The organism is Kitasatospora sp. NPDC057738 (genome assembly GCF_042798815.1).
Classification (GTDB): Bacteria; Actinomycetota; Actinomycetes; order Streptomycetales; family Streptomycetaceae; genus Kitasatospora; species Kitasatospora lactacystinica.
The window spans coordinates 22794-36956 of record NZ_JBHVJT010000009.1 but is presented as its reverse complement, the minus strand read 5'-3'; the positions used below and the strand labels follow the sequence as shown (position 1 = coordinate 36956).

11 protein-coding genes are annotated in these 14163 nt (G+C 72.9%); 2 read left to right on the top strand and 9 right to left on the bottom strand.

Annotated elements, in window-relative coordinates:
* Window positions 1–121: 121 nt before the first annotated feature.
* Window positions 122–721 carry an HdeD family acid-resistance protein gene (locus tag ACFVGO_RS07080; RefSeq protein ID WP_359900400.1) on the bottom strand — a complete coding sequence of 200 codons (600 nt, stop codon included), beginning with the start codon at window positions 719–721 and terminating at the stop codon, window positions 122–124.
* 226 nt (window positions 722–947) lie between these two features.
* Between ACFVGO_RS07080 and ACFVGO_RS07075 the strand changes: the two genes are divergently transcribed.
* Complete coding sequence (locus tag ACFVGO_RS07075; protein ID WP_359900401.1) at window positions 948–2771, top strand: NAD-binding protein; 1824 nt, start codon at window positions 948–950, stop codon at window positions 2769–2771.
* Between the two features lie 124 nt (window positions 2772–2895).
* On the opposite strand, the gene ACFVGO_RS07070 is transcribed toward ACFVGO_RS07075, so the two are convergent.
* The 5 genes from ACFVGO_RS07070 to ACFVGO_RS07050 all read right to left on the bottom strand — a co-directional run bounded on the left by ACFVGO_RS07070 (window position 2896) and on the right by ACFVGO_RS07050 (window position 9561).
* Entirely contained in the window at window positions 2896–3681 is a 786-nt protein-coding gene (locus tag ACFVGO_RS07070; protein WP_359900403.1) for an enoyl-CoA hydratase, read from the bottom strand.
* Window positions 3682–3823: 142 nt separating this feature from the next.
* Window positions 3824–6538: a pyruvate dehydrogenase (acetyl-transferring), homodimeric type gene (aceE, locus tag ACFVGO_RS07065; protein WP_380631006.1), complete on the bottom strand. Its 2715-nt coding sequence runs from the start codon at window positions 6536–6538 to the stop codon at window positions 3824–3826.
* Window positions 6539–6741: 203 nt separating this feature from the next.
* Window positions 6742–7482 carry a GntR family transcriptional regulator gene (locus tag ACFVGO_RS07060; protein ID WP_380631005.1) on the bottom strand — a complete coding sequence of 247 codons (741 nt, stop codon included), beginning with the start codon at window positions 7480–7482 and terminating at the stop codon, window positions 6742–6744.
* 59 nt (window positions 7483–7541) lie between these two features.
* Complete coding sequence (locus ACFVGO_RS07055; protein WP_380631061.1) at window positions 7542–8615, bottom strand: enoyl-CoA hydratase/isomerase family protein; 1074 nt, start codon at window positions 8613–8615, stop codon at window positions 7542–7544.
* A gap of 262 nt (window positions 8616–8877) precedes the next feature.
* Window positions 8878–9561, bottom strand: coding sequence for a TetR/AcrR family transcriptional regulator (locus ACFVGO_RS07050; protein ID WP_359900411.1), 684 nt, complete (start codon window positions 9559–9561; stop codon window positions 8878–8880).
* 98 nt (window positions 9562–9659) lie between these two features.
* On the opposite strand from ACFVGO_RS07050, the gene ACFVGO_RS07045 reads away from it, so the two are divergent.
* Window positions 9660–10439, top strand: a complete 780-nt coding sequence (locus tag ACFVGO_RS07045) for an SDR family oxidoreductase (RefSeq protein ID WP_359900413.1) — start codon at window positions 9660–9662, stop codon at window positions 10437–10439.
* 311 nt (window positions 10440–10750) lie between these two features.
* Here ACFVGO_RS07045 and fahA read toward each other — a convergent pair whose 3' ends face one another.
* Genes fahA through ACFVGO_RS07030 form a run of 3 tightly spaced genes read right to left on the bottom strand, consistent with a single transcriptional unit; the run spans window position 10751 to window position 14105 of the window.
* Window positions 10751–11983 (bottom strand): fumarylacetoacetase, encoded by a 1233-nt coding sequence (gene fahA / locus ACFVGO_RS07040; protein ID WP_359900415.1) that lies wholly within the window; start codon window positions 11981–11983, stop codon window positions 10751–10753.
* The gene (locus ACFVGO_RS07035) at window positions 11980–12906 is read right to left on the bottom strand and encodes a hypothetical protein (RefSeq protein WP_380631004.1); all 927 of its coding nucleotides are present in this window, start codon (window positions 12904–12906) and stop codon (window positions 11980–11982) included. The genes fahA and ACFVGO_RS07035 overlap by 4 nt, the downstream gene beginning before the upstream one ends.
* Window positions 12903–14105, bottom strand: coding sequence for a cupin domain-containing protein (locus ACFVGO_RS07030; RefSeq protein ID WP_359900419.1), 1203 nt, complete (start codon window positions 14103–14105; stop codon window positions 12903–12905). Before ACFVGO_RS07030 ends, ACFVGO_RS07035 begins: the two co-directional genes overlap by 4 nt.
* Window positions 14106–14163 lie beyond the last annotated feature (58 nt).

The window sequence follows — 14163 nt, the reverse complement described above, 5'->3', positions numbered from 1 at the left end:
CCATACCCCCCTCGTGCAGGGACTGCCCCCCTTCCTGTCCGCCCCTTGTTCTCCCCCCCCCCCCCCCCGGCTGGGGATCGTGTCCCCGGACGGCCTCCCCCCCCCCGCCACCGGACGGAGGTCAGACCCCCGAGGGGATCTGCTTGGCCCGGCCGCGGACCTGGATCGCCGTCACGATCTCGACCAGGCCCAGGATCACCAGCCAGCAACCGGCCAGTACGGCCAGCGCGGTGATCGACCCGACCGGCCACACCATCAGCAGTACGCCGGCCAGGGTGTTGGCCGCGCCCGCGAAGGCCTGCCAGCCGCGGGCGGGCATCAGCGGGTCGGAGATCGCGGCGGCGAGCTGGGTGATGCCGCGGAACAGCCAGCCGATCCCGATCCAGATCGCGAGCAGCAGCAGCGACTGCGCCGCGCTGCGGAAGCAGAGCAGGCCCAGCAGGACGCAGATCGCACCGCTGATGAAGGCCAGCACCCGCAGCGCCGCGGTGGAGTGGGTGCCGAACGCGGCGATCAGCTGCACGATGCCGATCACCAGCAGGTAGAGGCCGAACAGCACGCCCACCACCAGGAGCGTCTCCTCGGGCCAGGCGAAGACCACGATCCCGAGGGCGAGCGAGGCGAGTCCGGCGACCAGCAGGACCTGCCAGGCGGCCTTGGCGAGCAGTCCGAGCGGGCCCTGGACCGGGCTGCCGTCGGGGGTGATGATCGGAGGGGCCACGGTGGCGTACTCCTCGGGCTGACGCCGGGCGACGGGTGACCGGGTCCTGCCTGGTCGTGTGACGCAGGACGGGTGAGGTCGGATCGGCCGGCTGACGGGCAGGGAACGAACCCCAGCATCTCCGCGCCACGGCCGGACCGCGCGTCGGATACGGCCGTTCGGGGGATCCGTCGCGGTCGCCGGAACGTCACCCTCCGGACACTTCCCGTCGATATCATCCGGCGGTATGACTTCTGAAGGGTGGGGGACCCCTCCGGTCGAGCCGATCAGCCAGCACTACATCGTCTGCGGGGGCAATGCGCTGGCCCATCGCCTGATCCTGGAACTCGTCGAGCACTACGAGGTCCCGGTCGTCGTCCTGGTCGCCGACCGGACCCGCGACCACGCGCCGCAGATCGAGCAGCTGTCCGGCGTCGCGGCGGTCGTGGAGTACGCCGGCATCACCGAGGAGGCGCTGCGCGCGGTGTCCATCGGTACCGCGCGCGGTCTCGCCCTGGTCGAGGGGAGCGACCAGGAGAACATCCACGCCGCGCTCAGCGCCCAGAACCACAACCCGGACATCCGCATCGTGTTCCGGATGTTCAACCAACGGCTCGGCGAGAACATCGAACGGCTGCTCAAGAACGGTGCCGCGCTCTCCGGTTCCGCCACCGCCGCCCCGGCCTTCGCCTCCGCGGCGCTCGGACGGCCCAACTCGGTGGAGATCGAGGGGCGTTACCTGCACATCGCGTTCGACGACGACATCACCTCCGACCGGATCTGCGTGGTCGCCGACCAGATCGACCGGCAGGACCTCGGCAGGATCCGGCTGCTGCCCGAGCAGCAGGGCGACTCGGCCGAATTCGTCCGGCTCGCCAGCGAGTTCGGCGACGACGGGCCGATCCGACCCGGAGGCGTTCGGCGCGAACCGGCGCCCGCGGCCGACCCCGATCAGGAGGAGGAGCCGGGCGGCAGGGCGGCGCTCCAGGTGCTGCGGATCGAACCCCGGGAGCCGATCGACTGGAAGCGACGGCTGCGCTGGCGGCTGCTCGACACCATGCGCTTCTTCACCAGCGCCCGGATGCGGCTGGTGCTGCTCACCGCCCTCGCGGCGGTGCTGCTGGCCTTCGGGGTGCTCTGGTACCTCAACCGGAACTTCGGCTGGACCGTCTACATCGCGCTGCTCGACCTGGCCGGCGCGGCCCAGCCGGACCAGCTCTCCGACATCTCCTCCGGGACGGGCACCGGCGGGTTCTGGCAGCGGGTCGCACAGGTGGTGATCACCATCTGCGGGATCACCTTCGCGCCGGTGGCCACCGCGATCGCGGTGGAGGTCCTGGGCTCCGGGCGGCGCGGGCAGCCGCGCAACCCCGGGGCGGGCACCCGGGACCACGTGATCGTCGTCGGCCTCGGCAACGTCGGAACCCGCGTCGCGATCCAACTGCACGACATGGGCGTGCCGGTGGTCTGCATGGAGCGGGACCCGCAGGCCCGCGGCATCGCCGCCGTCCGGGCGCTGGGGATTCCGGTGGTGATGGGCGATGGTCCGTTCGAGCAGCAGCTGCGCCGGGCCCGGCTGAAGCACAGCCGGGCGCTGGTCGCCGTCAGCGGGGACGACGCCACCAACCTGGAGGCGGCCCTGGAGGCGCGCCACGGCAATCCCGACGTCCGGGTGGTGGTGCGGCTGTTCGAGGACGACTTCGCCAGTCACTTCTACAAGACGCTGGACAACGCGGCCTCCCGGTCGGTGTCCTACCTGGCCGCGCCCGCCTTCGCGGCGGCGCTGATGGGGCGCGAGGTGCGCGGGACGCTGTCGGTGCTCCGGCACGTTCTGCTGATCGCCGAGCTGAAGGTGGAGGACGGCAGCGGGCTGATCGGGCTGAACCGGCACGACCTGGAGGACCCGGGCGGCGTCCGGGTGATCGCCGTGCGCTTCGCCCACGGCGGGCAGCTGCTGTGGAACTTCCCGGACCGCACCCGGCAGCTCGCCCCGGGCGACGAGATCGTGGTCGCCGCCACCCGCAGTGGGCTCGCCCGGCTGAACACGGTGGCGGTGGAGGAGGACGGATGACAGTCGACGGATGACAGCCGACGGCTTTCAGTTGACAGAGTTCAGCGGACAGATTTCAGATGATGAAATCTGTCCGCTGTCCGCCGTCCGCGGCCTGTTGTCGCCTGCCGGACGTACTCCGTTGTCAGCGGTTCTGGAACTCCGGCGGGCGCTTCTCGGCGAAGGCCGCCATGCCCTCCTTCTGGTCCGCCGTGGCGAAGGCCGCGTGGAAGAGCCGGCGCTCGAAGCGCACGCCCTCGGCGAGCGTCGTCTCGAAGGCGCGGTTGACGCTCTCCTTCATCATGATCGCGGCCGGGGTGGACATCGCCGCGATCGTCTCGGCGGTGGCGAGCGCCTCGGCGAGCAGCTGGTCCGCCGGGACGATCCGGGAGACCAGTCCGGCCCGCTCGGCCTCCTCGGCGCCCATCATCCGCCCGGTCAGGCACAGCTCCATGGCCTTCGCCTTGCCGACCGCCCGGGTCAGCCGCTGCGAGCCGCCGATGCCGGGGATCACCCCGAGCTTGATCTCCGGCTGTCCGAACTTCGCGGTGTCCGCCGCCAGCAGGATGTCGCACAGCATCGCCAGCTCGCAGCCGCCGCCCAGTGCGAACCCGGCCACCGCCGCGACCACCGGCTTGCGCACGGCGCCGAGCCGGTCCCACGGGCCCAGCCAGTCGTCCAGGTAGACGTCCGGGAACCGGTTGCCCTGCATCTCCTTGATGTCGGCGCCGGCCGCGAAGGCCTTCTCCGAGCCGGTGATCACCAGACAGCCGATCTCCGGGTCCCGGTCGAAAGCGGTCGCGGCGGCGACCACCTCGTTCATGAGCCGGGTGTTCAGCGCGTTGAGCGCCTTGGGCCGGTTGAGCGTGATCAGCCCCACCCGGCCCTTGCGCTCGACCAGGATCGTCTCGTAGGTCTCGGTCTCGGTCATCGCCGTCGACTCCCATTTCCGCTGCTCGGCGCCCGTGGGCGCGCCCTGACCACCCAACGATCTACGACGCGCCCCGCCTCGCGCCAGTCTTGGTATGCGAGACGCCGGTCACCAGGCGGTGGAGCGGGCGGACACCGAGCCGTCAGAAGCGGACGCCGTAACGTTCCGCCGCCCGCCGTACGGTCTCCGCCTCGACCTCGCCCCGGCGGGCCAGTGCGGCCAGTGCCGCGACCGTCACCGACTCGGCGTCCACCCCGAAGTGTCGCCGCGCCGCCGTACGGCTGTCCGAGAGGCCGAAGCCGTCGGTGCCCAGCGAGGTCCAGTCCTGTTCCACCCAGGGGCTGATCTGGTCCGGCACCGCGCGCATCCAGTCGCTGACCGCCAGCACCGGCCCGGGTGCCCCGGCCAGCGCCCGGGTCACATAGGGGACGCGGGCCGCCCCGTCGGTGCCGGCCGCCGCCCGCGCCAGGTCGGCCGCGTCGCACTCCAGCGCCTCGCGGCGCAGTTCCGTCCAGGAGGGGGCGGACCAGACGTCGGCCGCCACGCCCCACTCCTCGCCGAGCAGCCGCTGCGCCGCCAGCGCCCAGCGCACGGCGGTGCCGGAGGCGAGCAGTTGGAGTCGCGGCGGGTCGGCGGGCAGGCCGGGGGACAGGGCAGCGGCGTCCGCAGTGCGGTAGCGGTAGAGGCCGTGCAGGATGCCGTCCGCGACCTCCTCGCCGGCCGGGAGCGCGGGCTGCCGGAGCGGCTCGTTGTAGACGGTGAGGTAGTAGAACACGTCCTCACCATGGGGGTGTTGCGCGCTGCTGCCGTACATCCGGCGCAGGCCCTCGCGGACGATCACGGCCACCTCGTAGCCGAACGCCGGGTCGTAGCAGAGCGCGGCCGGGTTGGTGGAGGCGATCAACTGGGAGTGTCCGTCGGCGTGTTGCAGTCCTTCGCCGGTCATGGTGGTGCGTCCGGCGGTGGCGCCGATCAGGAAGCCGCGGCCCAACTGGTCGGCCAGCGCCCACATCTGGTCGGCGGTGCGCTGCCAGCCGAACATCGAGTAGAAGATGTAGAACGGGACGACCGGCTCGCCGTGGGTCGCGTACGCGGTGGCGGCGGCGGTCAGTGAGGCCATCGAACCGGCCTCGGTGATGCCTTCGTTGAGGATCTGGCCGGTCGCCGACTCCTTGTAGTGGAGCAGCTGGTCGCGGTCGACCGGGTCGTAGGTCTGCCCGAGCGGGGAGTAGATCCCGGCGGTCGGGAAGAGCGACTCCATGCCGAAGGTGCGTGCCTCGTCGGGGACGATCGGTACCCACCGGTGGCCGGTCGCCTCGTCCCGCATCAGATCCTTGACCAGACGGACGAAGGCCATGGTGGTGGCGATCTCCTGGCCGCCGGAGCCCTTGAACAGCGTTTCGAAGGGCTTCGCGGGCGGGGTGGGCAGCGGGGCGAAGCGCACCCGGCGGGCGGGCGCCGGTCCGCCCAGTGCGGCGCGGCGCTCGCGCAGGTAGCGGGCCTCCGGCGAGTCCGGTCCGGGATGGGCGTACGGGGGAAGTTCGCCGGCCAACGCGCTGTCCGGGATCGGGAGTTCGAGCAGGTCGCGCATGGCCCGGAACTCTGCGCCGGAGAGCTTCTTCATCTGGTGGTTGGCGTTGCGGGACTCGAAGCCGGGGCCGAGTGTCCAGCCCTTGACGGTCTGCACCAGCACCACCGTGGGCGCGCCCCGGTGCTCCAGTGCCGCGCGGTAGGCCGCGTACACCTTGCGCGGCTCGTGGCCGCCCCGGGAGGTGGCGACGGTCTCGATCAGCCGCCGGTCGTCCAGGGTGTCGGCGAGCAGCCGCAGTTCGGGCGAGCCGTGGAAGAGGTGCTCGCGGACGTACCCGGCGTCCGAGGCGGCATAGGTCTGGAACTGTCCGTCCGGCACCTCGCCCAGTCGGCGGACCAGCGCACCCGTGGTGTCGCGGGCCAGCAACTCGTCCCAGGCCTCGCCCCACAGCGACTTGACCACGTTCCAGCCGGCCGCCCGGAACCGGCGCTCCAGCTCCTGCACGATCTTGCCGTTGCCGCGCACCGGCCCGTCCAGGCGCTGCAGGTTGCAGTTGACCACGAAGGTGAGGTTGTCCAGGTTCTCCCGGGGGGCCAGCGCGAGCGCGGCGGTGGACTCGGGTTCGTCCATCTCGCCGTCGCCGAGGAAGGCCCACACGTGCGAGCCGGAGGTGTCCTTGATCCCGCGTGCGCCCAAGTACCGGTTGAACCGGGCCTGGTGGATCGCCGAGAGCGGCCCGAGGCCCATCGAGACGGTCGGGAACTCCCAGAACCAGGGCAGCCTGCGCGGGTGCGGGTAGGAGGGCAGGCCGTCGCCGGCGGCCTCCTGGCGGAAGCGGTCCAGCTGGGCCTCGGAGATCCGGCCCTCCAGGAACGCGCGGGCGTAGACGCCGGGGGCGGCGTGGCCCTGGACGTACAGCTGGTCGCCGGAGCCGTCGGCCTCCTTGCCGCGGAAGAAGTGCTGGAAGCCGACCTCGTACAGCCAGGCGGCGGAGGCGTAGGTGGCCATGTGCCCGCCCAGGCCACCGCGGTGGTTGCCCCTGGTCACCATGGCGGCGGCGTTCCAGCGGTTCCAGGCGGTGATCCGGCGCTCCATCTCCTCGTCGCCGGGGAACTCCGGTTCGGCGGCGGTGGGGATGGTGTTGACGTACGGGGTGTCCAGCAGCGGAGGGACGTCGAGCCGCTGCAGTTCGGCGTGCTCGACGAGGCGGCGCAGCAGGTGGGCGGCGCGGTTCGGGCCGCCGAAGTCGCGGGCGGCGTCGAGGGACGCGCGCCACTCCGCGATCTCCTCGGGGTCTTGGTCGGGAAGCTGGTCGAGCTGGGACACGGGTGGTTCCCCTTCGTCGGTGCGCTTCAGAGGTTCATATTCCGGGATGCGGAATAGTATTCCTCTCCATGGAACTACTTGGACCGTAGAGAGCGGGAGGGTGGCGCGTCAATCGCTACTGGCGGGTAGTTTGAGCGATGATCGATCATCTTTGTGCGAACTTTATGCGAGCGCGACGAGTCGGCGCCCCGACGGGGGCGGGCTCAGTCGGAGCGCCGGCCGTCCTCGTGTCGACCGTCCTCGTGTCGACCATCCTCGTGTCGACCGTCCTCGGGTCGGGCGTCCTCGCGCCGGGCGTACTCCAGGACGTGCTCGGCCAGCAGCCGCCCGACCGCCGGGTCCTGCCGCCGGAAGGCCTCGATCAGCGGCCGGTGGTCGGCGGCGTTCTCGTGCAGCTCCGGCCGGACCTCGTGTAGCGACAGCACCGTCCACACCTCGATCCCGAGGCCCTCCCAGGTCCGCAGCAGCGTCCCGTTGCCCGAGGCGGCCACGATCTCGCGGTGGAAGGCCACCCCGTGCCGGGCCTGGCCGAGCGCGTCGCCCGCCGCCGCGGCCGCCGCCATCCGCTCGGCGTGCCGCTCCAGGACGGTGGTGTCCCCGGCCAGCCGGACCACCGCCGACTCGGCGGCCAGTCGCTCCAGCGCGGCCCGCACCTGGTAGACCTCGCGAAGTTCGGCCGGGCCGATCGCGCGCACCCGCACGCCCCGGTTGGGCTCGGCGTCGAGCAGCCCGAGCGTCTGGAGTGCGCGCAGCGCCTCGCGGACCGGTGCCTGGCTGACGTTCAACTCGGCGGCCAGGCGCCGCTCGACGATCCGGTCCCCGGGCTGCCAGCGGCCGTTCAGCAGGCCCTCCAGCAGCAGCCCGCGCACCTGCTCGCCCAGCGGCACCCGGGACAGCGGGTCGGTGTCCCCGGCCGGTGTCGGCGGCGGGACCGGGTGGTTCATGACGGGCTCCAGACGTGCCGGCGGAGGAGGAGGTGGAGGAGGTGGAGGTGGGGCGGGGTTCAGGCCAGGCCCAGCTCGTCGCCCTCGCGCGGGGCGAAGAAGCGGGCGACGTCCGCCTCCGCCACCTCGGCGAGCGTGCCGGGCTTCCAGTGGGGGGTGCGGTCCTTGTCGACCACCTGCGCACGGATGCCCTCGACCATGTCGTGGCCCTCCAGTACGGCGCAGGAGATCCGGTACTCCTGGTCGAGCACGGCCTCCAGCGAAGGGAGCGTGCGGGCGCGGCGCAGCGCGGCCAGGGTGGTCTTGACGGCGGTCGGGGAGTTCGCCAGGAGGGCGACGGCGGCCTCCTTCGCCTCCGGGACGCCGGAGTTCAGCAGCCGGTCGACGATCTCCTCGACCGTGTCGGCCGCGTAGCAGGCGTCGATCCAGGTGCGCCGGTCGGCCAGTGCGGCGGGCGGTGCGGGCTCGGTGTGCGCGGAGACGAGGGCGGCGACGAGGGCGGCGACCTCGCTGCTGCTGCTCCCGCTCGCCGCGGCGGTGCCCCGGCTCAGGGCGTCGAGCAGGTCCGGGATGCGCGCCGAGGGCACGAAGTGGTCCGCGAATCCGCAGAGCAGGGCGTCGCCCGGGCCCATCGAGGCGGCGGTGAGCCCGAGGTGGGTGCCCAACTCGCCCGGGGCGTGGGCGAGCAGCCGGCTCCCGCCGACGTCCGGGGCGATGCCGATCCGGGTCTCGGGCATCGCGACGATGGACCGCTCGGTCACGATCCGCACCGCGCCGTGGGCGGAGACGCCGACGCCGCCGCCCATGGTGATGCCGTCCATCACCGCGACGTACGGCTTCGGGTAGCGGGCGATCAGGGCGTTCAGTCGGTACTCGTCGCGGAAGAACGCCCGGGTGCCCGCTCCGCCCGCCTTGGCGTCGTCGTGCATCGCGCGGATGTCGCCGCCCGCGCACAGTCCGCGCTCGCCCGCGCCGGTCAGGACGACGGCGCGTATCCGGTCGTCCCCGGCCCAGTCGTCCAGGGCGGTGCGCAGGGCGGTGACCATGCCGTGGGTCAGCGAGTTGAGCGCCCTCGGGCGGTTCAGCACGAGCCGTCCGACACCGCCGTCCAGGAAGGCCTGGACCTCCGTCACCTCTGCGCTCATCGGGCCCGCTCCCGTCCCTCGGTGATGTCGACGCCGTTCGGTGTCCGCCGGGCCCGGTCGCGGCCCGTCGGCGCCCGCCCGTCGGCGTCCGTTGCCGTCGTCCGCCGTTCGTTCCCGCCGGAATCCTGGCGTCCACCGTACCGGGGGTCGGGAGGCGTTCCGATCACCGGGCCGGGCAGGGCAAGGGCGAACAAGGGTGGGCGGGGTGGGCGGGGAGGTTCGGGGCGCGACCGGGGCGCGCGGCCGGGGTTCAGGGCCAGGCGCGCAGGGCGAGTTCGGCGGTGCGGGCCAGGTCGGCGGCGGTGGCGCCGTCCCGGGCCTGCTGGGACATGCCCTGGATGACCGTGCCGAGGTATCCCGCCAGCGCCTTCGGATCGGCGTCGGGCGGCAGTTCGCCGTCCTGCCGGGCCTGGTGCAGCCGGGCCTCGAAGGTCCGCAGGTTCGCGTTGCGCAGCTCGCGCAGCAGCTCCTGGACGCCGGCGTCCTGCGGGGCGACGTTGGTGGCGGCGGAGATCACCAGGCAGCCGGCCGGATGGGACGGGTCGGGGTAGATGGCGGCGGCCTCGCGCAGGATGCGGGCGAAGGCGCCGTACGCGGTGGGCTCCTCGGCCAGCGCGACGGTCGCGAACGCGCCGACGGGCGAGCGGCCGTACTGGCGGACCACCTCCTCGAACAGTGAGCGTTTGTCGCCGAAGGCCGCGTACAGGCTGCCGGGGCGGATTCCCATGGCGGTGGTGAGGTCGGAGACGGAGGTGGCGTCGTAGCCGAGCTGCCAGAACAGCCGGGTGGCCGCGGCCAGGGCCTCGGCGCGGTCGAAGGCCGGTGGGCGGCCGCGCCGGGGGCGGGGTGGGGTGTCGGGTGCGGTGTCTGCGGGTGCCGCGCCTTCGGGTGCCGCCTTCGCGGGTGTCCCGGTCGTCTGCTGTGCCTCGCTCATGCCCCAAATTTTAGAGCAGTCGCTCAAGAAGTGTGTGCTAGCGTCTTTCTTGAGCGATGACTCAACAATTATCGGATGCGGCGAGAGGGGACTCGGCCATGGGTGCGGGCACGTACGGGCTTCAGGGCAAGGTGGCGCTGGTCACGGGCGGCAGCAGGGGGATCGGCCGGGCCATCGCCCGGCGGCTCGGGCGGGACGGTGCCACCGTCGCCGTCGGCTACGCCAGGGACGGGGCCGCGGCGGAGGAGGTGGTGGCGGGCATCCGGGCCGACGGCGGGCGGGCGTTCGCGCTGCGCGCCGAACTCGGCCGGCACGGCGACGCGGCCGCGCTCTGGGCGGCCTTCGACGCCGGGATCGGAGCGCACGCCCCGGACGGCGGCGTCGACATCATCGTGAACAACGCCGGGATCGGGCGCAGTTCGGACCTCGAAGCGCTGACCGAGGAGGGCTTCGACGAGGTGTTCGCGGTCAACGTCCGGGCGCCGTTCTTCGTGGTGCAGCACGGACTGAAGCGGCTGCGGGACGGCGGCCGGATCATCAACGTCTCCAGCGGGGCCGCCCGGTTGGCGATGCCCGAGATCATCGCCTACGGCGCGACCAAGGGGGCGCTGGACACCTTCACCCTCAACCTCGCCAAGCAGCTCGGCCCGCGCGGGATCACCGTGAACTCGGTCGCGCCCGGCATCGTGGACACCGACGTCAACGCCGGGTGGCTGCGGGGCAACCCGGAGGCGGAGGCGTACGCGGCCTCGGTGGCCGCGCTCGGCAGGGTCGGGCAGCCGGAGGACATCGCCGACATCGTCGCCTTCCTCGCCTCCGACGACGCTCGCTGGGTGACCGGGCGGGTCGTCGACGCCACGGGCGGCGCCGGGCTCTAGACGGAGGTGGGCGAACGGGAAACGGATAACAGCTGACAGATGATGAAATCTGTCAGCTGTTATCCGTCATCCGTGATCCGTCATCGGTGCCCTGTCGCCCGTGGTCGGGTTCGCCGCGGCCTCCCGGCCTCCCGGCCTCCCGGCCTCCCGGCCTCCCGGCCTCCCGGCCTCCCGGCCTCCCGGCCTCCCGGCCTCCCGGCCTCCCGGCCTCCCGGCCCCCCGGCCTCCCGACCTCCCGGCCTCCCGACCTCCCGGCCTCCCGGCCTCCCGGCCTCCCGGCCCCCCGGCCTCCCGACCTCCGGTCCGGGCCCTCAGCCCCGAACCCGCCCGGTGACCTCGCCGAACCCGACCACGGTGCCGTCCGGCCCGGGCGCGGTGGCGGTGATGGTGACCTCGTCGCCGTCCTCCAGGAACGTCCGGGTCGTTCCGTCCGGGAGCTTCAGCGGCTCCTCGCCGTTCCAGGTCAGCTCGATCAGCGCGCCCCGGGTGTCCCGCTCCGGCCCGCTGACCGTGCCGGAGGCGAACAGGTCGCCGGTGCGCAGCGAAGCGCCGTTGACGGTCATGTGGGTCAGCTGCTGCTGCGCCGTCCAGTACATGGTGGCGAACGGCGGCCGGGAGACCGGGTGCCCGTTCAGCCGGACCTCCATCGCCAGGTCCAGGCCCCACGGCTCGCCGCCCCGGTCGTCCAGGTATGCCAGCGGCTCGACGTCGCGCTCCGGCGGCGTGACCCGGGCGTGCTCCAGGGCCTCCAGCGGGACGATCCACGGCGAGATCGAGGTCGCGAAGGACTTGCCGAGGAACGGGCCGAGCGGCACGTACTCCCAGGCCTGGATGTCGCGCGCCGACCAGTCGTTGAGCAGGCAGACGCCGAACACGTGCTCGCGGAAGTCGTCCAGCACGACCGGGCGGCCCAGCTCCGACGGCGCGCCGACGACGAAGCCGACCTCGGCCTCGATGTCCAGCCGGCGCGACGGCCCGAAGGTCGGCGCGGCGTCGGCGGGCGCCTTGCGCTGCCCGAACGGCCGCACCACCGGCGTGCCGGAGACCACGACCGTGCCCGCCCGCCCGTGGTAACCGATCGGCAGGTGCTTCCAGTTGGGGGTGAGCGGCTCCGAGCCCGGGCGGAAGATCCGGCCCAGGTTGGTGGCGTGGTGCTCCGAGGCGTAGAAGTCGACGTAGTCGGCGACCTCGAACGGCAGGTGCAGCTCCACCTCGTCGGCCGGCAGCAGCGCCGGCGACAGCGCCTCGCGGAAGGACTCGTCGGTGAGCCAGGTGGTGAGGTCCGCCCGTACCCGGGTCCAGACCGGACGCCCCGCCGCCATCAGCGGGTTGAGCGAGTCCGCGTCCAGCAGCACCGACGGCGCGCCGGCCGCGCGGGCGGCCGCCCCGGCGTCCAGCACGAAGTCCCCGACGCGCACGCCGATCCGGCGCCGCCCGGGCCGGTCGGCGGCGGTGAAGACGCCGTACGGCAGGTTGTGCACGCCGAACGGCGAGTCCTGGGCGCTGGCGAGCCAGCTGCTGGGGCTGCTGGGGGTGGTGCTCAACGGTCCTCCTGGTGCAGTGGACTGGGCGACGACAGCAGGCCGAGCGCGGCCAGGTCGCCCAGGGGCTCGGCGATGCTACAGGTGCCGAACGCGGTGAACGAGTTGCGGATCACCGTAACCTGACGGTCCGTCAGTGCGCGCACCGCCTTGGCCAGCACCTCGCCGTCACGCTCCGCCAGCACCGCCGCGGCCGCCGTCCGGTCGGTCTCCTGCGCGGCCAGCAGCACGTTCAGGAAGCCGTGGTGCTCGAACCCGGTCTCCGGGTCGGTGTGCCGGACGGCGTTGTGCAGCCCGGCCGTGCACTTGTACGGCAGCCCGCGCCGCGCGCAGCCGGTGAGGAAGGAGGCCAGCTCGTCCTCGTCCGGGAACGCCTCGGCGACCAGCCCGCCGGTGCGGAACTTCGCCCGGTACGGGCTGTCCACCAGCACGTCCAGGACGGCGTCCAGTCCGTCCCCGCGCAGGAGTTCGCGCGGCAGTTCGACGGCGGCCGGGACGTCCGGTGGCAGCAGCCGGTCCAGCGCGGCCACCGCCTCGGCGGCGTCCCGGGTGGCCAGCTCGACGCCGGCCAGCTCGAACGGCGCGGCGGCGGCGAGCGCCGGGGCGAGTTCGGTGCTGCCCCCCGGCAGCACCAGCCCGACCTTGAGCGGCCGACCGCCCGCCGCCACCGAGCCGTCCGCTCCCGCTGCGCGCCCCTGGGCCGCGGCGGTCTCCGGGGAGTTCGCGACCGCAGCGGCCAACTCGCCCAGCCGGCCCGCCCCGCAGAGGAGCGGGCCGACGGCCTCGGCGTACCAGGCCGCGCGGTGCAGCCGGTGCGCGGGCACCGCGTCGACGACCGGCAGGTTCCCCGGCGGGAACACCGCCGCGTCGTCGAACAGCCCGTGGAACAGCTCGGGGATCACGCCCCCCGGCGGCAGCGTGTTCATCGCCCGGGCCCCCGACCGGCCCAGGTCCAGGCGTAGTTCGCGTCCTCACTGGCCCGGCCGCCCTCGCCCAGCTCCAGGGGGCGGAAGGTGTCCACCATGACGGCCAGCTCGTCGAAGAACTCCGCGCCGATGCTGCGCTCGTACGCCCCGGGCTGCGGACCGTGGGTGTGCCCGCCCGGGTGCAGCGAGATCGAGCCCTGGCCGATGCCGGAGCCCTTGCGGGCCGCGTAGTCGCCGCCGCAGTAGAACATGACCTCGTCGCTGTCCACGTTGGCGTGGTAGTACGGCACCGGGATCGCCAGCGGGTGGTAGTCCACCTTGCGCGGAACGAAGTTGCAGATCACGAAGCCGTTGCCCTCGAAGACCTGGTGGGCCGGCGGCGGCTGGTGGATCCGGCCGGTGATCGGCTCGAAGTCCTTGATGTTGAAGGCGTACGGGTACAGGCAGCCGTCCCAGCCGACCACGTCGAAGGGGTGGTGCGGCACGGTGTAGCGGGTGCCCGCGACCCCGTTCGGGCCACGGTGCTTGACCAGTACGTCGACGTCCCCGGGGGCGTCGACGACCAGCGGGCCGACCGGTCCGCGGAAGTCCCGCTCGCAGTACGGCGCGTGCTCCAGCAGCTGCCCGTACTTCGACAGGTAGCGCTTGACCGGGGTGATGTGGCTGTTCGCCTCGATGCAGTACGCGCGCAGCGGCTCGTCCCCGGCCGGCACCCAGCGGTGGGTGGTGGCGCGCGGGATGATCACGTAGTCGCCCTGGCCGACCTCGATCGAGCCGAACACCGTCTCGACCGTGCCGGAGCCGGACTCCACGTACACGCACTCGTCGCCGAGCCCGTTGCGGTAGAGCTCGCTCGGGGCCCCGGCGGCGACGTACGAGATCCGCACGTCGCCGTTGCCGAGGACCAGCCGGCGGCTGCCGACGACGTCCGCGGACTTCCAGTCCTGGTCCGCGAACAGCTCGTGCAGCTTGAGGTGCCGGGGGAGGAGCGGGTGGTTGGGCACCGTGGACTGGTCCGGCAGCTCCCAGGGCACCGCGTTGACCACCGCCGAGGGGATGCCCCGGTGGTAGAGCAGCGAGGAATCCGAGGAGAACCCCTCCTCGCCCATCAACTCCTCGTAGTACAGCCCGCCTTCGGGAGTGCGGTGCTGGGTGTGCCGCTTGGGCGGGATGCTGCCCAGCTGCCGGTAGTACGCCATCTCCGTGGTCCTCCTCGACCGTCTGGCAGAGATCCGTGTTCGTCAGAGCTCGTCGGAG

Bases quoted from the DNA above. Each gene is read 5' to 3' on its own strand.
- ACFVGO_RS07075 (WP_359900401.1), top strand. From the start codon at position 948: ATGACTTCTGAAGGGTGGGGGACCCCTCCGGTCGAGCCGATCAGCCAG.
- ACFVGO_RS07070 (WP_359900403.1), bottom strand. From the start codon at position 3,681: ATGACCGAGACCGAGACCTACGAGACGATCCTGGTCGAGCGCAAGGGC.
- ACFVGO_RS07060 (WP_380631005.1), bottom strand. From the start codon at position 7,482: ATGAACCACCCGGTCCCGCCGCCGACACCGGCCGGGGACACCGACCCG.
- ACFVGO_RS07050 (WP_359900411.1), bottom strand. From the start codon at position 9,561: ATGAGCGAGGCACAGCAGACGACCGGGACACCCGCGAAGGCGGCACCC.
- ACFVGO_RS07045 (WP_359900413.1), top strand. From the start codon at position 9,660: ATGGGTGCGGGCACGTACGGGCTTCAGGGCAAGGTGGCGCTGGTCACG.
- ACFVGO_RS07035 (WP_380631004.1), bottom strand. From the start codon at position 12,906: ATGAACACGCTGCCGCCGGGGGGCGTGATCCCCGAGCTGTTCCACGGG.
- ACFVGO_RS07030 (WP_359900419.1), bottom strand. From the start codon at position 14,105: ATGGCGTACTACCGGCAGCTGGGCAGCATCCCGCCCAAGCGGCACACC.